Source organism: Rhizobium phaseoli (genome assembly GCF_001664385.1).
Taxonomy (GTDB): Bacteria; Pseudomonadota; Alphaproteobacteria; order Rhizobiales; family Rhizobiaceae; genus Rhizobium; species Rhizobium phaseoli.
On the sequence record NZ_CP013532.1, the window covers coordinates 1,523,612 to 1,542,479 of the forward strand.

Sequence of the window (18,868 nt, forward strand, 5' to 3'; positions counted from 1 at the left end):
CGCGCTTTGGCTCTTTGTTTTTATGCATGTCGTTGCCCCGGAACCCTGCACACTTCCGGGCGACTTGCATTTAAAGGCTATTTGCTAACAGGCAGAATTCCTCGACGGACAGGGTCTCCGCCCGCCGCGCCGGATCGATCCCGGCCTTCACAAGCAGGCTCTCGCCGCCGAGTGGCTTCAGGCTCTGGCGCAGCATCTTGCGGCGCTGGCCGAAGGCGGCCTGTGTCACCTTTTCCAGATTGGCGACGGAGCAGGGGATGGGATTTTTCCGGGGCGTCAGATGGACCACCGTCGAAGTCACCTTCGGTGGCGGCGTGAAGGCTTGCGGCGGCACGTCGAAAGCCATGCGCGCTTCGGTCCGCCAGCCGCAGAGCACGCCGAGACGGCCGTAATGGTCGTCGTCCTCGGTAGCGACGATACGCTCACCGACTTCCTTTTGAAACATCAGCGTCAGCGACTGCCAGAACGGCGGCCAGGCCTTCGGCAGCAGCCAGTTGACCAGCAGCTGCGTGCCGACATTATAGGGCAGGTTGGCGATGATCTTGACCGCGCCTTCCGGCGCCAACGACTCGAAATCCGCCTTCAGCGCATCGCCTTCGATCACCTCCAGCCGGCCCGGATAGTGATCGGCGATCTCGGCGAGCGCCGGCAGGCAGCGTGCGTCGCGCTCGACGGCAATCACCTTTTTGGCGCCGAGCGCCAGGATCGCCCGTGTCAGCCCGCCGGGCCCGGGGCCGACCTCGAAAACCGTCATTCCTTCGAGCCCGCCCGCCGTGCGGGCGACCTTCTGTGTCAGGTTCAGGTCCAGCAGGAAGTTCTGCCCGAGCGCCTTGCGCGCATCGAGGCCGTGACGCTGGATGACGTCGCGAAGCGGCGGCAGGCCATCGAGTGCTGCCATCAGCGGCGGCTTTCCCAAGTGCGGCCGAGCTGAGCGGCGAGCTTCAGCGCCGCAACGAGGCTCTGCTCGCGCGCCAGCCCTTTGCCGGCAATGCCGAAAGCGGTGCCGTGATCCGGCGAGGTGCGCACGAAGGGAAGTCCGAGCGTGACGTTGACGCTGTCGTCGAAACCGAGCGCCTTGGCTGGGATCAGCGCCTGATCGTGATACATGCAGATGGCGACATCGTATCGCGCCCGCGCCTCGTCGTGAAACATCGTATCGGCGGGCAGGGGGCCGATCGCATCGATACCCTCGTCGCGCAGGCGTTCGATGGCCGGGCGGATCACATCCTCGTCTTCCCTGCCGATCGTTCCGGTTTCGCCGGCATGCGGATTGAGGCCGGCAACCGCGAGCCGCGGCGCATCGATATCGAAGCGCTGCCTCAGATCTTCGTGCGCAATCCGGCAGGTATCCAGAACCAACTCCTCCGTCAGCGCCTGCGGCACCTCCCGGAGCGGAATGTGAATGGTAACGGGAATGGCCCTCAGCTTCGGCCCGGACAGCATCATGACAGGGGTCACCGGCCGGCCGGTTGCCCTGGCGGCGAGATCGGCGAGAAATTCGGTATGGCCGGGAAAGCGGAAGCCCGCCTCGTAGAGCACGGCCTTGGCGATCGGATTGGTGACGACCGCAAGCGCCTTGCCGTCGATGACAAGTGACACGGCTTTCTCGATCGCCGCGATCGTGCCTTTCGCCGTTGCCGCATGCGGCTCACCGGCCACGACCTCAATGCCGGCCGGCACGTTCACGACGGGCAACGCATCGGCGAATATGCCGGTGGCCTCGTCGGCCTTGTCGATCTCACGGATGGAAACCGCCAGGTTGAGCTGGCGGGCGCGCAAGGCCAAGACATCGGGATCGCCGATCAGGAAAAAAGGCGGGAGCCCGAGTTCACGCCGCCGGAGCCAGGCCATCAGCGTGATATCCGGCCCGATGCCGGCGGGATCACCCTGGCTCAGCGCAAGCGGTCGTGAGAACGGTATCGCCATCGTCGGTCAGCGATAGGCGATCTGCGCCTTCTTGCGCAGTTCATCCAGGTATTTCTTGCTGTTGTCGTTTTCCGGTGGACCGTTCTTGCCGGCCTTGGACTTGTCGAGATCCTCCTGGCGGAAGACCATTTCGGCGGCCTGGTCGTCGGAAACTTGGCGCTGGCTGCAGATCGCCAGATATTCGACGCCCTTGTCGGTGACGCGAGTGCCGGTCGTGTTGCCCTTGGCCTGCTCGACCAGAGGCTTCCAATCCGGCGGGATCTCGGGAGCGAGCATGCGGCCGAGGTCGCGCACGGCGACATCGCGCATCGTTGCGGCAAAGACCTTTGCCTGGTCGCAGCCGGGGAATTTCGAGCGCGACGCCTCGGCCTCGCCCTTGCGCTTGCCGGTGATGGCGCCGCGCTTGGCCTCAGGAATGACGAAGATGATCTGCTGCAGCATATATTCCGTCGTCACCGGCTTCTGCTTGTTGTTCTGCATCATGCGCGAGACGAGATCGTAATTGGACAGCCGCGAGGTCGAGCCGTAACGCGCATTGACGACACGCGGCCAGCTCATCTGAACGGCAATGAAGCCCTTGAAATGGTCAACGCCGACGCCGGCACGGTCGAGGATCTGCGACATCTGCGCGACGGAAAGTTTGTTGCCGGCCGAAAAGCGCGCGAAAGACGCATCGACGTCCTGCTGCGAAACCGACATATGGACGCGTGCGACCTCCTGCCGCTTGAGCGTTTCGTCGATCAACTGCTCCTTGGCGGTCTTGGCATCGGCTGCCGTATGCTGCAGGCGCAGGAAGGCCTGCCGCTTGGCGACATCGCCGCTGGTGATGGCCGTGCCGTTCACCACAGCCTGGACTTCGCTGGCTGCCAGCGCCGGGCCGGCAAGGCCCGTCAGCAAGGCAAGCGCTGCGCCGGCGAGAAAGGCGGTTATGGCTTTTTTCGCGTCAGTCATCTGTTGACCTCCCAATAGCGCCGCAAGACGTTGTTCGCGGCGTTCTTACCACAGTGCGAGACACGCGGAAATCGCTTCCGTCACGGCGCGAATCCCCTATGCCTCAGATATCGGCTGGCGGCAATGTCCTGCACAGGCTTACGGCGAAAGAATGACTTGCGGCCATGTTTACGCCGTCCGCCTGCTAGTTTGAGAGGGTATCGGAGCCGATCTTGATGTCGCCGAGCGTGCGGAACGTCAGCCGCGCGCCGATCGTCCAGTCGCTCGCCGACTCGTCTTCGGAATCCCTGCTATCCGTATAGGCGATCGTGAAGATCGTGCATTCGTCCTCATAGGAAAGGCCGAGCGTCCGGCGACTGATCACATCATTGTTCAGATCCCAGGCGATGCCCCCGAAGATCGACCAGTAGTCCTTGAACTTGACTTTGCTGCTGGTCTGGATCTCGTCGTTGTCCTCGGCGAAGCCGTAGGCCGGCTGGGCGCTGAGATGGGTGTAGGTCACCTGCGTCTGGAACGTGTCGTTCTGGTAGGCGGTCGTCAGGTCGCCGCGCCGGAACTCGAAATCCTTCTCGTCGAGACGATAGGAGGCGGCGACGGACACACCGTATGGCGTTTCGACGCCGCCGAGGCCGACATAATCGGAGCGGTCGGTTTCGAGGCCCGAATCCGCGCCGACATTGACGAGGTCATCGGTGGCGAACGAGTTCTGGCCGGCAATCTGATAGGACTGGCCGAAGATGCCGTGCAGCTTGTAACCGCTGTCGAACGTCCCGGTATACTGGACGCCGACATTGGCGCGGGTGCCGCCTTCAATACGGTCGTAGCCTGAGAACTTGTCACGATCGAAAAGCGACGTGGCATCGAAGACGAAGCTTTGTGCATCCTCGTTCGGCAGCCGGCCGGCGAGCTGCTCGTCGGGACGGGCGTAGATCTGCGCGATCGGCTCGAGGATATGCGTGCTGTTTTCCGTCGTCATCAGAATTGGATAACGCAGTTCCAACCCGGCGGTGAGCATCGAACGGGTGGCGGAATTGTCGTCGAGGTAATTGCCGGCGTAACCGGTCGGATCGTTCATATTGAGCGCGAAAGCGTCGCCGCGCGCCGCCAGAAGCGGCGTGATCACCAGGCCGGTCGGCGTGACGTAGGTGCGTTTCCACTGAAGTTCGGCGGTCAGGCGCGAAGTCTGGCCCTTCAGGCCGCGGAAACGGTCGAATCCGTCGACAGTGTAGAAGTCATCATGTGTGCGCGAAATATTCGTCAGGTTGACGTCCGCGGAAAGTTCGCCGCCTGCCAGCGGCTGAGGCGCTACATAATGATAATCGAGCGCCGGATAGACGATCGCCTGCTGTTTTTCGGCGGTGTTCTTGCGGTCGGCATCCTGAACGTCGAAATAAAACGCCCGCATGTCGAAATAATTCCGCTTGCCCAGCCCGGTCAGGTAGATCTGGTTGGTGCGATCCGTGCCGCTCAGGCCGCGGAGCTTGTAGGTTTTCGAGAAATTGTTGTCGCTCTGCACCATGACGTCCCAGCCGAACGCCCAGCGCGGATTGATGCGGAACTCTGCCTTTGACGCCACCATGCCGCGCCGCTCGGCTTCGGCATCACTGGTACCCGAGCTGAAATTGCCGGGCTTTGCCTGGTCGATGCCGGCGACGCGCAGGATATGCGTGCCGTTTTCGAAGCGCTGACGGAATTCGCCTTCGACGAGGAAGCCCTGGGCCGTGTAGCCGGTGGTGGTGACCGTCGCATCCATACTCGGCGAGATCACGTAATAATAAGGAATGGAAAGACCGAAGCCGAGATTCTGCGACAGGCTCATCGTCGGGAACAGGAAGCCGGACTTGCGCTTCACCGTATTATCGGGAACCTCGATGAACGGCACGAAGGCAATCGGGTAGCCGAGCAGCTCGAAGCGGGCCCGCTCCAGACGGATCGTGTGGGTCTCGCCATTCTGGATCACGCGCTTGGCCTTGACCTGCCAGAACGGCGCCCGTTTCGGATCTTCGGCGCAGGGAAGGCAGGCGGTGTAGACGCCCTTGTTGAGAATCATCTTGATGCCGCCGACACGCTCGCCGCTTTCGGCGACGATACGGGTATTGTCGGAGGTCTCGATGCGCAGCGAGTTCAGGAACCCGTCGGCAAAATTGTCGGTCACGTCTAGGTTGTCGGCATAGATGCGGTTGCCGTCCGGGCTGACCATCTCGACATTGCCGATCGCCATCATCCGGCCGGTCTTCTGATTGTACTCGACCTTCTGCGCGACCATCTTGTAGCCGCCATAGTTGATCTGCACGCCGCCGACCGCCGAGACCAGATCGGCGTCACGGTTATAGACGAGTTCATTGGCCGAAAGCAGCAATTTGGCGCCTTCGGGAATCTTGTTCTGAATATTTTGCTCAGGCGTGCTGGCCTGGCCGTGGGAGGCCGGGACGCTGCCGAAATAGGAACATAGAGTCGCACCGACAAGCAGGGCAACCGATTGTTTACTAAAATACTTGCGGTCGCCTACCGCCACTAGCCGTCCTCCTGATGAAGCAAAATAGTCGCGCCCAAGGCCAGCGCGACGACCACCGGTATCCAGGTCGCCACGAAGGGAGGCACGACTCCACTGCTTCCGAATGCTTTTACAAGCACGGTGATGACATAAAGCATGAAGCCTGACAGGATTCCACCCAGAATCACGGAGCGGGATTGGTTGAACCGGCTAAATTTTAGGGACACTGTTGCAGCAATGAGAGTCATGGCCACCAGCAACAATGGCTGGGACAACAGAGAGTTGAATTGTGTCTCCAATGCCTTGGTCGAGATGCCGAAGGATTTGGCCGCCGCAATGCGGTTGGAAAGGTCAAAGAAACCAATTGTTTCCGGCGCTGTCAGCCGCTCCTGGACGAAATCCTGTTTCAGATTGGTGCGAAGTTGGACTGAAGCTTTGCGCAACGGGATTTCGCCAGGCTTGCGCTCGACGACTCCGTTAAGCTGCCAGTAACCATCTTCCAACTTTGCCGTGGCGGCATCCTGTCTCAGAATGACTCGACCGCTTGAATCGAAATGGATCAACACGGCGTCGATCAGCTTGGTGCCGTTCTCTTGGACCGTCTGGGCGCCGATGATGACATCGTCGCGGCCGCTGATCTGGCGCAGCCACGGAATCTGCGGCGCCTTGCGCAGAACCGCGTTTTCGCCGCGCCAATCGGATTCGACGAGCAGCGCCTGACGCTGTCCCCAGGCGGCAAGCGGATTGAGCGCCGTTGTCGTCAGCACGCCGAGTGCCAGCGAGCCGGCGATGAAGGGAAACATGAACTGCCAGACCGAGATGCCGGCTGCGCGCGTGACGACGAGCTCGTATTTCCGATTGAGGCCGATTAGCACCGTCATGCCGACGAAGAGCGCGACGAAGGGGATCGTCTGCTGCAGGATGAGGGGCAGGCGCACGGCCGTCATCACGATGCCACCGCCGATGGTGTAACCGGGCAGGCCGGACATGCGCCCCGCCGTCTCGCTGAAATCGAGGAGAAAGGCGATCGCCGACGCGCCGATCAGGAACCAGCCGGTCGTCGCCAGGTAGCGGCGAAAGAAATAACGCGACAATGTTCCGAACATCATTGGGCGGCGCCCCCGCCGGACCTGCTGGTCGCGGCAAGTAGTCGTTCCTGCGTTCGTCTCCAGGAGGCCGATATCCGCTCCCAGACGAACGAAGGCATGACCAGTCGCTTGTGCAGGCTGAGGAAGATGATCGAGACGATGCTGCTGACGATCGGGAGACCGTAGAGAACGGCGATATATTCCGGATCGGTGTCGATCTGGTTTGCCGCGTAGAAAGCAGCCCACCGCAGCGCGAAGGCATAGGCGAGCGCGCTCACCATCGGATGCAGCCGCGCTTCGCGGTGCGAGCGTGCATCACCGGCGATAGCCAGCGAAAACAGGGCGAAGACGACAGGAAGAATCCAGTCCGTCAGCCGCCGATGCAGTTCGGCGCGATAGCTCTGCGGCCGGATCGTATAGTCCTTGTCGTTCGGATCCGGATTGAACAGGAACCACAGGTCGCGGTCGCTGGCTTTCAGCGTCGCCTGGCCCCGGCTCTCCGTCATGTCCGAGAGATCGAAGGAATAGGAATCGAAATTGATGACCGAGACGTTGCCGTCCGGCGTTTTGCGATGCACCTCGCCGTCATGCATGATCAACGTCGTGCCGGTATCGTCGACCGCGCCTTCCTTGGCGTAATAGATCAGCTCGTAGGCCGGGTCCCGCTCGTCGGCGACGAACAGGCCCTTCAGCATGCGGCCCGCCAGACGCTTGGAGATCTGCACATAGAGACCCTCGTCGATCTTGCGGAAGGTCTTTTCCTCGATAACCGAGGAGAGAAGATCGGCATAGGTTTCGGCGATCATCTGGCGCGCCACGGTCTTTGCCCGCGGCTCGACGATATTGTCGACGAAAAACGAGAAGACGCTGATAACGGCGGCAAGCAGCAGGATCGGGCGGACCAGAATGCTGCGCCGTGCCCCGGCCGCGTCGATGACCGTCAGCTCGGAATCGTTGTTCATCGTCGTCAGCGTCTGAGTGATGGCGATGACAAGCGCGAAGGGCAGCACGACAGGAATGATCGACGGCAGGATCATCGTCGCCAGCTTGGCGAACGAGCCGATCGACTGACCGCTGTCGGTGACGAGGTTGATGCGCTGCAGCACCTGTGTCGTCCAAATGATCGCCAGCACGGGCAGGAGCGCCACGAGAAACATCTGGCCGACCCGCCGCAATATGTATGTCTCGAGTAGTTTCATGCCGGCCCTTGAAAGCACCTGCAGGCCCAAACGGCTTGCAGGAGAATCCCTCTACGCTCTTTGTCGCGCTTTTGCGACAAGCAGGTGTCAAAAATTCATTCAAATTTCAGAATTTTTTTGGCTCTGTTGCGACTCAGTTAATGCCAGCAGCGCTGCGAAGACGACCAGCGAGGAGAGCCATCCGAGCGTCACGTCGGAGAGATAATGCGCGCCGAAGGATAGCCGCATGGCCGGCGTCAGGATCGAGATCGCAAGGACGGGCGGCACCAGCGCGTAGCGCAGCGATTTCGGGACGAAGAGCAGCAGGCAGAACAGCCAGCCGGCGCTCGCCGCCTCGCCGGAGACGAAGGAGCAGTTCGAGACGCATTTGCCGGCAAGCGAACCGGCCTCGACGAAATGCAGGGCGCCGCCGAAAATATCCGTCTGCACCGGCCGCGGCCGGCCCCAATGTTCCTTCAGGATGACATTGACGAGCAGCACCGGCCCGATCAGCAGGGTTCCGAGCGCAACTTTGAGCTTGCGCGCCCGATTGGCGTTGAAGGTTGCGCCGTGCTGCTGGTAGCATTCGATGAGTTTCCACGCCATCACGATCGCCACGACATAGGGTAGGCGGAAGAAGATGGTGCGCAGCAGGTCGAAGTTCCCCGAATCGCGATAGGGAAAGCCGCCGCAGATGCTTCCGGCAGCGACGGTCGCGTCACAACCGGTGCTCACGAAAAAAAGCTGGGAAAAATAGATGTCGATCCCGGGGAAGGCGCGAAAGATGGCAAGCAGCGACCACCACGCCCAGAACAGAAACAGGAATGCACCGAAAGTCGTTTTCGGCAGGCGGATCACCGGGCCCTGCCATCGATTTTTCGAAAAAACTGTCAACGCGAATATCTACGAAACTGACGAAACACGAGACCCTGGACGGCCGCGGCGACCATAACAAGTGTCGCGAGCCATTGACAGACCCGGCAAACGCGAAATTATCCGCCGGGACGGATTTCCAAGAATCCCAGCGGAGAAGACATGTCAGCAAAGTTCGAAATTTCATTCTCGAAGTCGGCAAAGCTCAATAGTGGCCTGGCGATCCTGTTGAAGACCGCGGAGGCCGACGCCGCCGCCGGCGCTGAAACAGCCGATCCGGCGGGCGTTATCGCCAAGGCTGCGAAGATCGCGCGATTCTCCGGAAAATCCATGGCCGCGCTCGATATCGTCGCCCCGGAAGGCGCACCGGTCGAGCGCATCGTCGTTCTCGGTCTCGGCAAGGCGGCTGAACTGACCGCTCATGACTGGCTGAAGGCTGGCGGCGCTGCGGCGTCGAAAATCAAGAATACCGACAGGGCGGCCGTCTTCCTCGACGTCCCCGGCCTGACGACGGACGCGCGCGCGGCCGCCGATTTTGCGCTCGGCATGCTGCTGCGCGCCTACAGCTTCGATTCCTATAAGACAAAGAAGAATGATGACGAGGAAAAGCCGGCGAAATCCGTCAAGGTGACGATCGTCACCGCCGATGCGAGCGGCGCCAAGAAGGCATTTTCCGATTCCGAAGCGATTGCAGGCGGCGTCAATCTTGCCCGTGACCTTGTCAACGAACCGCCGAATGCGCTTGGCCCCGTTGAATTCGCCGCCAGGGCGAAGGAACTGGAAACGCTCGGTGTCGAGGTGGAGATCCTGACCGAGAAGGAAATGCGCCGTCTCGGCATGGGCGCTCTGCTCGGCGTCGCTCAAGGGTCCGTGCGCCCGCCACGCTTGGCAGTCATGCAGTGGAAGGGCGGCAGAGCCAAAGATCGTCCGATCGCCTTCATCGGCAAAGGCGTCGTCTTTGATACCGGCGGTATTTCGATCAAGCCGGCCGCCGGCATGGAGGACATGAAGGGCGATATGGGCGGCGCCGCCGCCGTAACCGGCCTGATGCATGTGCTCGCTTCCCGCAAGGCCGCCGTCAACGCCATTGGCATCATCGGCCTGGTCGAGAACATGCCTGATGGCAACGCTCAGCGTCCCGGTGACATCGTCACCTCCATGTCCGGCCAGACGATCGAGGTGATCAACACCGATGCCGAGGGCCGCCTCGTGCTCTGCGATGCGCTCTGGTATTGCAACGATCGCTTCAAGCCGCAATTCATGATCAATCTCGCCACCCTGACCGGCGCGATCGTCGTCGCCCTCGGCAACGTGCATGCCGGGCTGTTTTCCAATGACGACCAGCTTTCCGCCCGGCTGACGGCAGCCGGCCTTTCGACCAACGAGAAACTCTGGCGTATGCCGCTCGGCAAGGATTACGACAAGCTGATCGATAGCAAGTTCGCCGACATGAAGAACACCGGCGGTCGCCAGGCCGGCTCGATCACCGCAGCGCATTTCCTCAAGCGCTTCGTGCAGGACACGCCCTGGGCGCATCTCGATATCGCCGGCACGGCGATGGGCTCGCCGCAGGATGAGATCAACCAGTCCTGGGGATCGGGCTTCGGCGTGCGCCTGCTCGACGAGCTCGTTCGCGCCCATTATGAAGCCTGATGACCGACATTCTCTTCTATCATCTGACCGAAACCAGGCTGGAAGACGCGCTTCCGCCGCTCATCGACAAAAGCGTCGAGCGCGGCTGGCGCGTCGCCGTCCAGACGCGTGAGCCGGCGCGGCGCGATGCTCTCGATGCGCATCTTTGGACGTACCGCGAAGAGAGCTTCCTGCCGCACGGCACCGACGAGGCCGATTTCGCCGAGAGCCAGCCGGTGCTTCTGACGGTGACGTCGGACAACGCCAATGCGGCGACGGTGCGTTTCATCGTCGACGGCGCCGAGCCGCCGCCGGCAGACCCTTACGAGCGCATCGTTTTCATGTTCGACGGTCACGATCAGGCGCAACTGGAAGCAGCGCGCGCGCAATGGAAGAGGCTGAAAGGCGAGGGGCATAACCTCACCTATTGGCAGCAGACGCCGGAAGGACGGTGGGAGAAGAAGGCCTGAGCATATGTTCCTTGCCGTCGGCCTGACAGGCAAGGACCGCCAAGTGGCTCAATCGTGGAAGGCTTCGACGAATTTCCGCTTGCCGAGCATGAAGGCGTCGGCGACATGCCGCAGCGGCGCCAGATCGACATCCGATTTGCCGGCCTTGATGATTTCGGCAAAGCGACGATAGAGCGAGGGATATTCCTGCTCCGGTTCGGCGAAAGTCAGCGTACCGTTGATCGACAGCTTGGCGCCGCCTTCGGCAAGTACCATCTGGCCGGCCGCCGTTTCGGCGACAATGTCCCAGCTCTGCTTGCCGGTCTGGCGCCAGTCGAATTCGGCGCGAACCGGCAGGCCGTCGGCATTGCGGAAATGAATGTCGGCGGCGATCGGCGCATCGCGGTTTTCGGGAAATTCGAGCACGGCCTCGGTGATGAAGATCGGCCGCGGCAGGATGTGGGTGACGATCGACAGCGCGTTGATGCCGGGATCGAAAACGCCGAGACCGCCGGCCTGCCAGATCCATTCCTGGTTCGGATGCCAGTGGCGGACATCCTCTTTCCAGATCACATGCACGCTTTTGATGGTCGTCGAAGCAAGAAACGCCTTGGCGGCTTCGACCGCCGGCGCATAGCGGGAATGCCAGCTGGCAAACAACGACGCGCCCTGGTTTGCGGCAAGCGCCTCGAGGTCGGCCACTTCGCTCAGCGTCGCGCCGGGCGGCTTTTCCAGGAAGACGTGCTTGCCCGCGACCAGCGCTTTATAAGCGGCCTCGTAGCGGTATTGCGGCGGCATGCACAGCGAAACGGCGTCGATCGAAGGCTCGGCCTCGAGCATCGCCTCCATCGTCGTATAGCTGTTGATGCCTTCGACCGTGCCATGGCGGCTGGCCGTGGCGACGAGCTTGAAATCGGCGTTCTTGGCGATGGAGGGGAGGTGCTGGTCGCGGACGATCTTGCCGACGCCGACGATGGCGAGATTGATAGGAGACATGGTGTTTCGCTCGAACCTGTGAAAAGTATGATTTATTGCGCTTCTTGTAGCAGAAAGAGGAGCGCCGACAAGCTCTCCCTTCCATTCTATTGCATCATCCTAACCCATGATGGCCCGTCTACCTCATGATAGTTTGGCGAAGGAAGCTGTAACCCATCGCCGCGCGGGCGGCGCGCTCTTGCGAATCGCCGTCACCGCCATGCCCGCCCAGGCCGAATTCATGGAAGAGCGGCTTGTGTCCTTCCTCCTCCAGCAGCGCGGCAAAGCGGCGTGCATGCGAGGGATGCACGCGGTCGTCATTGGTGGAGCTTTCGATATAGATCGGCGGATAGGCGATCTCGCTCGCCGGCCTGACATTGTGAAGCGGCGAATAACCGAGCATGAAGTCCCGATCCGCCGGGACCTCCGGATCGCCATATTCGTTCATCCAGGCTTGCCCGGCGCTGAACAGATGGAAGCGCGTCATGTCGAGCACCGGCACCTGGCACCAGACAGCGCCGAAATCCTGCGGATAGCGCGTCAGCATCACGCCGGTCAGCAGGCCGCCATTGCTGCCGCCTTGGCAGGCGATCCGCGCGGGCACGGTGTAGCCGCGGGCGACAAGATCGCGCGCGATGGCGACGAAATCGGCAAAGGCTCGGTCTCGTCCCTGCCGCTTGGCGCTGCGATACCAGTCGGGCCCGAATTCACCGCCGCCGCGGATGTAGGCCTGTACATAGGCGCCGCCTTGCTCCAGCCAGCGGCCCGTCACGCCGGAATAGTTCGGCGACAGCGCCACATCGAAGCCGCCATAGCCGTAGATCAGCACCGGCAGCGCGCCCTTGGTCCAGTGTCGCGGCAGGACCAGCCGGTAGGCAACTCTGGTTCCGTCTTCGGAAATCGCCTCCAGCAGTTCGGATGACATGCCGGTGGCATCGAAATAACTCGGCGCGGCGGCGGTGAAGACCGGCTCGGGCTGCCTGCTGCGATCGGAAAGTTCGAGGCGATAGCAGGTGGGCGGCTGCAGAAAACCCTGACCGACAATGTAGAGCGTATCGTCGCCAAGATGCAGATCCGCATAGAGCGGCCTGAAAGAGGCCGTCTGCATATCCGCCGGCAAAGCAATTTCCCGCTGCTCGGCATCGGGCTTCGTCAGGTCGAGCACCATGAGACGCGGACGCAGCCGGTCGGAGACGATGAACACACACCATTCACGCATCAGCATCATCTGCGAGACGGACTGGCCCTCGCCAGGCTGAAAAAGGATCCGCTGCGGCCCGAGCGGCATCGTTTCCGACCTGGGATCAAAGCGTTGCAGCACGAGGCTGCCGGTCGCGACGCGCTCGTCGGTCTTAGCCCGCCAAAGGCAATGATCGCGATTGAACTGAAAATCAGCCTCTTTGGGCAGGTCGATGCGCCGTTGCCTGCCGTCATCGGAAATCAGGTAAGCGCTGGCGACTCCGATCTCGTGCGCGGCGACGAAGATGTCGATCAAGCCGGTATTCGCTGAGCTGCCCGACAGGTCAGGGTCGATAACGAGATCGAAGCCATAGACGTCCTCGTCGGCGGCCTCGAACAGGATGGCGGCATCTTCCGGCCGCTGGCCGCGTTTCAATCGCCGCCCGACGCGCGGCCATCCCGAACGGGTCGCCGAAAACCGGTCGATCGAACCGAAATAGCAGATCTCGTCGCGGCTTAGCCAATTGGCATGCGATCGTGCGGCCGGCGTGTCGAAGCCGCCCGTCACGATCTGCTTGCTCTCGGCGTCGAATTCGAGCAGGCGGACGAGGTCCGAGCCGCCGTCCGAAAGCGTGAGCAGCACGCGCGTCGGTTCCCAGGGGCAGGTGACGACGCCACGCCAGCTCCAGCGCTTGCCTTCGCCGAGGCAGAAGGCATCGAGATCGAAGACCACCTCCCAATCGGCCTCCGGCAACGGCTGCTGATCGGCCGGCAGGCGCAGCCAGACTCCGAGCGGATTGTCCTTGGACTGGCGGAAATCGAACAGCCACCCGCCGCGGCGCATCGGCACGATCAGCCTGTCTTGCCGCTCGATCAGCGCCTTGATCGCGTCGCGATCCTCAGTGAATTCCGGCGTTCTCAGTGCCGCGTCGGAAGCCCGGTTATGCTCGTCGATGAATTGGCGGGTACGCGGATCCTCGTCCGCTTCGAGATGAAGGTTCATAATCGACCTGCCGGCTCCTGTTGATAAGCGACAGCGTCCTATTAGACGCCCGAAAGACGCTGTAGCATTTTGAATTGTGCAGGAACCAATATTTCGCAGAGTCAGGGCGAAATTGGCGCAGGCCGCGTCAGGCCGAGATGTTCGCGAAGCGTCGAGCCGCCATATTCCCTGCGGAACAGACCGCGTTCCTGCAGGATCGGCACGACCAACTGTGTGAAGTCTTCCAGGCCTCCGGGGAAAAACGGCGGCATGACGTTGAAGCCATCGGCGGCGCGGCTGTCGAACCATTGCTGCATCCTGTCGGCAATCTTGACCGGCGTGCCGAGGACGATATGATGGCCGCGGCCGGCGGCAACGCGCAGCGCGAGTTGTCGGATCGTCAGGGTCTCGCGCCTTGCCAGCGCGGTCAGCAGTTCGGCCCGGCTGCGCAACTGGTCGGAGATCGGCAGATCTGGCAGCGGGCCGTCGAGATCGTATTCCGCAAGGCTGTGGCCGATGCGTTCTTCCAGAAGCGGCATGGCGCTTTTGATATCTGTCCACCTGTCGAGTTCGGCAAGCTTGTCCGCGGCTTCCTTGGTTGTGCGGCCGATCACCGGTAGGAAGCCCGGCATGACGGCGACGTCGTCCGGCTGGCGCCCGAAACGAGCGACACGCTCCTTGAGGCTTCGGTAAAAAGCCTGCGCCTCTTCGAGGCTCTGCTGCGCGGTGAACACTACGTCGGCGGTGCGGGCGGCAAGATCCTGGCCCGGCCCGGACGAGCCGGCCTGGATTAGAATCGGGTGGCCCTGCGGTGGACGCGGAATGTTCAGCGGTCCCTTGACGGAGAAATACTTGCCTTTGTGATCGAGGATGCGGAGCTTGGCCGGGTCGGCGTAGACGCCGCTCTGCTTGTCCTTGACGAAGGCATCGTCGTCCCAGCTGTCCCAGAGGCCGCGCACGACGTCGACGAATTCCTCGGCCACGGCGTACCGCTCGTCATGCTCGGGATGGGCCTTGGAGAAATTGTTCGCCGTGCGGGCATAGGAGGTCGTGACGATATTCCAGGCGGCGCGGCCGTGGCTCAGATGGTCGATCGAGGCGAAGGCGCGGGCCGTGTGATAAGGCTCTCCGTAGGTCGTCGACGCCGTTGCCGCCAGCCCGATCTTGTCGGTCACCACGGCCAGCGCGGAAAGCAGCGTCAGCGGTTCGAAACGGGCGATCGTCGAGGGATGCGCATCGACGCCGCTGGTCAGTCCGTCGGCCAGGAAGACCATGTCGAATTTCGCCGCCTCGGCGATCTCTGACACGCGCTTCAACAGATTGAAATTCTCGCTTCCCGACTCGGCGTGAGGATGGCGCCAGCCGGATACGTGGTGGCCGGCTCCTTGCAGGAACAGGCCCAGGTGGATTTCTCTCTTGCGGGTCATGGCAAAATCTTTCGTCAAACGAGGTTTTGGGCGGCATCTTGATTGAGCAGCGCCAGGAGTTTTCGAAGGTCGGCGGCGCTGTGCATGGTCCGGACGAGTGAGGGGATGTCGGCGAAGGCCGGATGGCGACCGGTCGCGTCACGAAATTTTTCCGTCGGATTGGTCAGCCCCGGCAGGCCGTCGAAACGGCGCTGTATCGTGCTGCCGTCGGCAAGCGCGATATCGACGATGACGAAGCGGGTCTGTGGATCGCTCGACATGCGCGGCGCGGCCTGGTCATGGCGGCGGCCGGCGCGCTTGGCGAGCGCCATCAGCCGTGGCGCGACCGGCTGCCCGTCAAAATGATCGAGCCGCAGGGCGCCGTCCATCAGGGCCGCCGCGAACACGTATTCCGGGCTGAAGCGCGCCTCGATCCCGTTGCTGGGCTCGCGCACCACCAAGGCTGCATCGGCACCGGACGGATAGGTAAAGGTGATGCGCGCGATTGCTTCTGCGCGCAGGCCTTCCCTGTTGAGGTCGATGCCGAGAGAAGCGACCGGATGGCTGGCTGTGCAACAGGGATAGGCCTTCAGCGTCAGACCCGGTGCGACGATCTGCCAGGGCGAGCCCCAGTTCTCGGTCAAGGCGGACAGGCGCTCCGCTCCGAAGGCAAAAACCGAATGGAAGCCGACGGAATTATCGAGAAAATCGGACGCGCCGCCAAAACCGGCCGCCGCCAAACGCGCCGACAACAGACCGGATCGCGCTGCCATGCCGGCATGAAAGGGTTTGGCGTCCTTGCCGAACTGCAGCCGAAGGCCGGACGATTGCGTTGCCGCAAGGCCGAGTGCGACAGCGGTCTCCTCCGCCGAGGCGCGCTTGAGATGGGCGATTGCGGCCGCCGCGCCCACCGTGCCGAGCGTTGCCGTGGCATGGAAACCCTTCTCGTAGTGCTTCGAGCCGAGCGACAATCCGAGCCGCGCCATGGCTTCGAGCCCGACGATATAGGAGGCGACCAGCGCCTCAGCGGAAAACGCACGCTCGGCGGCCAGCGCCAGCAGCGCCGGAACAATCACCGTTGTCGGGTGGCCGCGCACGCTTGCATGCACGTCGTCATAGTCGAGCACATGGCCGGCATAGCCGTTGACGACCGACGCCGCCAGCGGATCGGTTCGGCGCGCGCTGCCGATCAGGATCGCCTCACCCGGGAGATCGGCTCCGACGGCATCGGCCAGAAGGCCGGTCGTCCTGTCTCGGGCGCCGGCAATCGCGCAGGCGAGAAAATCGATAATCGCCAGGCGGGCCGCGTCCATCGCCGCGACATCCTTCAAAGGGTCCGAGGCGATGATCGCTTCGGCGAATGCCGACGTTAGAGGTGCGAATGTTCTCGTCATGACAATATCCTAAATGCCTTCGCCGCGCTCCATGCCGCGCCCGCCGGCAAGGCCCCCGACGAACTGGCGGATACGGGGATTGTCGAACGCATGGAATATTTCTTCAGGGGAGCCGTCGTCGACGATGCGTCCGTTCTCGGTGAAGACGACGGTGTCGCTGATCTCCTCGGCGAAGCGCATTTCATGGGTCACCAGGATGCTGGTCATGCCGTCGCGGATGAGATCGCGGATCACCCACAGCACTTCGCCGACCGTCTCCGGATCGAGCGCCGAGGTGACTTCGTCGAACAGCACCAGTTCCGGCTTCATCGCCAGCGCGCGGGCAATCGCCACGCGCTGTTGCTGGCCGCCGGAAAGCTGGCCGGGATAGGCGCTTGCCTTTTCGGAGAGCCGCACCTTTTCGAGCAGTTCGCGCGCGAGTTTTTCCGCCTCGCCCCGCGCGACACCGAGGATGCGGGTCGGAGCCAGGACGATATTGTCCAGCACCGTCAGGTGAGGAAAAAGATTATATTGCTGAAAGACGATGCCGACGCGCTTGCGCAGCGCAATGCGCTCGCTTTCCGTGGCCAACTGGTCGACGCGGGTGCCGCCGACCGTGATGCGGCCGCGCTGCGGCGTCACCAATGCGTTGATGCAGCGCAGGATCGTCGACTTTCCCGACCCGGATGGGCCGATAATGGAAACCGCATTGCCCCTGTTGACGGTCAGGTCGATGCCCCTCAGCACCTCGGTCTGGCCGAAGGAAAGGTGTACGTCTTCCAGTCTTACGATCGCGTCGTCGGTTTTCATGTTCATCGTCTCAAATCCTGGAGCCCGCGTTGAAGCGCCGCTCGAGGCGTCGGGTCAGGCGGGCGATCGGGTAGCAAAGCGTGAAAAAAGCGGCCATCACCACGATGTAGGCGATGATCGTGAAATCGAGCCGGCGCACGGCCGTGCTGGCATCGGTTGCCGCATGCAGGAGTTCGTGCACGCCGACCAGCGAGGCAAGCGACGTGCCCATGGTGATGGACGCCAATATGTTCATCCATGGCGGCAGCGAGCGCCGCAGGCATTGCGGCAGAATGATCCAGCGCAGCGCCTGGCTGCGGGAAAACCCCAGTCCCTTTGCCGCTTCCCATTGCGTGGTCGGGATCGAAAGAATGGCGCCACGCGTAATCTCGGCCACATAGGCGCTGGCCGGTATGGCAAGCCCAATCACCGCTTTCAGCCAGTCCGGGAAGGGCAGATAGTTGCCGAATACGACGATCTCGAAGGGAAAGATATAAGTCGTGGCGAAAATCAGCACGAGATGCGGTGCATTGCGGAAGGCCTGAACATAGGCGACGACCGGGTAGCGCACCGGCCTGTAGGGCACCAGTTGAAGAATGCCGAATACGGTTCCGACCACCGTTCCCAATGTCATCGCACTGAGGCTGATGACGACGTTCATCAGGAAGCCGGAGGCGAGATAGGGAAGCCACTCAACCAGCTCGCGCCCAAGGGTGAGATCGGCCAGCGACCAGAGGAGAATGAGGGCAGGGAGTGCTGCGAAGCCGATATTGCGCAGCAGGTGGCCGCTCTTGCGCGGCTCGGAAAGCGCCACCGTCGTCATAGGCCATATCCCGGAACGGCGAGCTTGCGCTCTGCCCACAGGCCGACGCGGGCGACGACGAGATTGATGAGACTGAAGAACAGCAGGATGACGATCATCAACGACACCACATTGTCGCGCTGCGTCCACACCATGATCGAGGCATAGGTGATCTCGCTGACTGCAATCGCATTGCCCACCGTCGTCAGTTTCACGAGGTTGATGAGGTTGTTGACGATCGCCGGAAGCGACGCCCGGAACGCGAGAGGAATTTCGACGTAACGAAGGATCTGCAGCTTGCTGAAGCCGATCCCGCGCGCCGCCTCCACGGTCGAAGCCGGAACCGCTTCGATACCGGCGCGGATCGCCTCGGCATGCAAGGCGGCGATGTGCAGCCCGACCACCGCCACCACCCAGAAGAACGGTGTCAGCGGATTGTTCTGCGCGCCTCCGACCAGGTTCGACACAAAGGTATTGAGGACGAGGAAGCTGAACATCAGCTGCACCAGCGTCGGCGTGTTTCGGGTGATTTCCACGAAAACGCGCACCGGCGCAGAGAGCCAGAGCCTGCCCGATGTCAGGCAGGCGGCAAACAGCAATCCGGCGATCAGGCTGACCGGGATCAGCAGGGCGATCAGATAGAGCGTGGTTATGAAACCGTCACGCCATATCTCAGCCTCGTAGCCGGTTGCCAGAAACTCGTAATTCAGGCCGAGCCTGTTCGTCAGGTCGACGAACAGGCTGGTTATGCCGCTATCCCACATGTCGATC

Annotated in this window: 16 protein-coding genes; 2 read left to right on the plus strand and 14 right to left on the minus strand. The window is 62.1% G+C overall.

Annotated features, from left to right (window positions below; all coding sequences use genetic code 11):
* Nucleotides 1-70: 70 nt before the first annotated feature.
* The 7 genes from rsmA to AMC88_RS07455 all read right to left on the minus strand — a co-directional run bounded on the left by rsmA (nt 71) and on the right by AMC88_RS07455 (nt 8,531).
* A complete protein-coding gene (gene rsmA, locus AMC88_RS07425; RefSeq protein WP_010022275.1) occupies nt 71-898 on the minus strand; it encodes a 16S rRNA (adenine(1518)-N(6)/adenine(1519)-N(6))-dimethyltransferase RsmA in 828 nt (275 codons plus the stop codon).
* Complete coding sequence (gene pdxA / locus AMC88_RS07430) at nt 898-1,926, minus strand: 4-hydroxythreonine-4-phosphate dehydrogenase PdxA (RefSeq protein WP_064825042.1); 1,029 nt, start codon at nt 1,924-1,926, stop codon at nt 898-900. Before pdxA ends, rsmA begins: the two co-directional genes overlap by 1 nt.
* A gap of 6 nt (nt 1,927-1,932) precedes the next feature.
* A complete protein-coding gene (locus tag AMC88_RS07435; protein ID WP_010025589.1) occupies nt 1,933-2,877 on the minus strand; it encodes a SurA N-terminal domain-containing protein in 945 nt (314 codons plus the stop codon).
* Between the two features lie 184 nt (nt 2,878-3,061).
* On the minus strand, nt 3,062-5,392 hold the full coding sequence (locus AMC88_RS07440) for an LPS-assembly protein LptD (RefSeq protein ID WP_064825043.1): 2,331 nt from the start codon (nt 5,390-5,392) through the stop codon (nt 3,062-3,064).
* Entirely contained in the window at nt 5,392-6,480 is a 1,089-nt protein-coding gene (gene lptG / locus AMC88_RS07445) for an LPS export ABC transporter permease LptG (protein WP_004680515.1), read from the minus strand. The genes AMC88_RS07440 and lptG overlap by 1 nt, the downstream gene beginning before the upstream one ends.
* Nucleotides 6,477-7,658, minus strand: coding sequence for an LptF/LptG family permease (locus AMC88_RS07450; protein ID WP_037118868.1), 1,182 nt, complete (start codon nt 7,656-7,658; stop codon nt 6,477-6,479). Before AMC88_RS07450 ends, lptG begins: the two co-directional genes overlap by 4 nt.
* Nucleotides 7,659-7,757: 99 nt before the next feature.
* Nucleotides 7,758-8,531: a phosphatase PAP2 family protein gene (locus tag AMC88_RS07455; protein WP_064825044.1), complete on the minus strand. Its 774-nt coding sequence runs from the start codon at nt 8,529-8,531 to the stop codon at nt 7,758-7,760.
* Nucleotides 8,532-8,672: 141 nt separating this feature from the next.
* Here AMC88_RS07455 and AMC88_RS07460 point away from each other — a divergent pair, with 141 nt between their 5' ends.
* A complete protein-coding gene (locus tag AMC88_RS07460) occupies nt 8,673-10,163 on the plus strand; it encodes a leucyl aminopeptidase (RefSeq protein WP_012483311.1) in 1,491 nt (496 codons plus the stop codon).
* Nucleotides 10,163-10,612 carry a DNA polymerase III subunit chi gene (locus AMC88_RS07465; protein WP_012483312.1) on the plus strand — a complete coding sequence of 150 codons (450 nt, stop codon included), beginning with the start codon at nt 10,163-10,165 and terminating at the stop codon, nt 10,610-10,612. Before AMC88_RS07460 ends, AMC88_RS07465 begins: the two co-directional genes overlap by 1 nt.
* A gap of 48 nt (nt 10,613-10,660) precedes the next feature.
* Here the strand turns inward: AMC88_RS07465 and AMC88_RS07470 are convergent, their stop codons facing one another.
* The 7 genes from AMC88_RS07470 to AMC88_RS07500 form a co-directional block, all read right to left on the minus strand.
* Nucleotides 10,661-11,587 (minus strand): Gfo/Idh/MocA family protein, encoded by a 927-nt coding sequence (locus tag AMC88_RS07470; RefSeq protein WP_064825045.1) that lies wholly within the window; start codon nt 11,585-11,587, stop codon nt 10,661-10,663.
* 118 nt (nt 11,588-11,705) lie between these two features.
* Nucleotides 11,706-13,748: a prolyl oligopeptidase family serine peptidase gene (locus AMC88_RS07475; RefSeq protein WP_064825046.1), complete on the minus strand. Its 2,043-nt coding sequence runs from the start codon at nt 13,746-13,748 to the stop codon at nt 11,706-11,708.
* A 101-nt stretch (nt 13,749-13,849) separates the two neighbouring features.
* Nucleotides 13,850-15,154 carry an LLM class flavin-dependent oxidoreductase gene (locus AMC88_RS07480; RefSeq protein ID WP_064825829.1) on the minus strand — a complete coding sequence of 435 codons (1,305 nt, stop codon included), beginning with the start codon at nt 15,152-15,154 and terminating at the stop codon, nt 13,850-13,852.
* Nucleotides 15,155-15,168: 14 nt separating this feature from the next.
* Complete coding sequence (locus AMC88_RS07485) at nt 15,169-16,527, minus strand: MmgE/PrpD family protein (protein ID WP_064825047.1); 1,359 nt, start codon at nt 16,525-16,527, stop codon at nt 15,169-15,171.
* A 9-nt stretch (nt 16,528-16,536) separates the two neighbouring features.
* Nucleotides 16,537-17,322, minus strand: a complete 786-nt coding sequence (locus AMC88_RS07490) for an amino acid ABC transporter ATP-binding protein (protein WP_064825048.1) — start codon at nt 17,320-17,322, stop codon at nt 16,537-16,539.
* Nucleotides 17,323-17,326: 4 nt separating this feature from the next.
* Nucleotides 17,327-18,118 carry an amino acid ABC transporter permease gene (locus AMC88_RS07495; RefSeq protein WP_064825049.1) on the minus strand — a complete coding sequence of 264 codons (792 nt, stop codon included), beginning with the start codon at nt 18,116-18,118 and terminating at the stop codon, nt 17,327-17,329.
* A complete protein-coding gene (locus tag AMC88_RS07500; RefSeq protein WP_064825050.1) occupies nt 18,115-18,861 on the minus strand; it encodes an amino acid ABC transporter permease in 747 nt (248 codons plus the stop codon). The genes AMC88_RS07495 and AMC88_RS07500 overlap by 4 nt, the downstream gene beginning before the upstream one ends.
* Nucleotides 18,862-18,868: the final 7 nt, after the last annotated feature.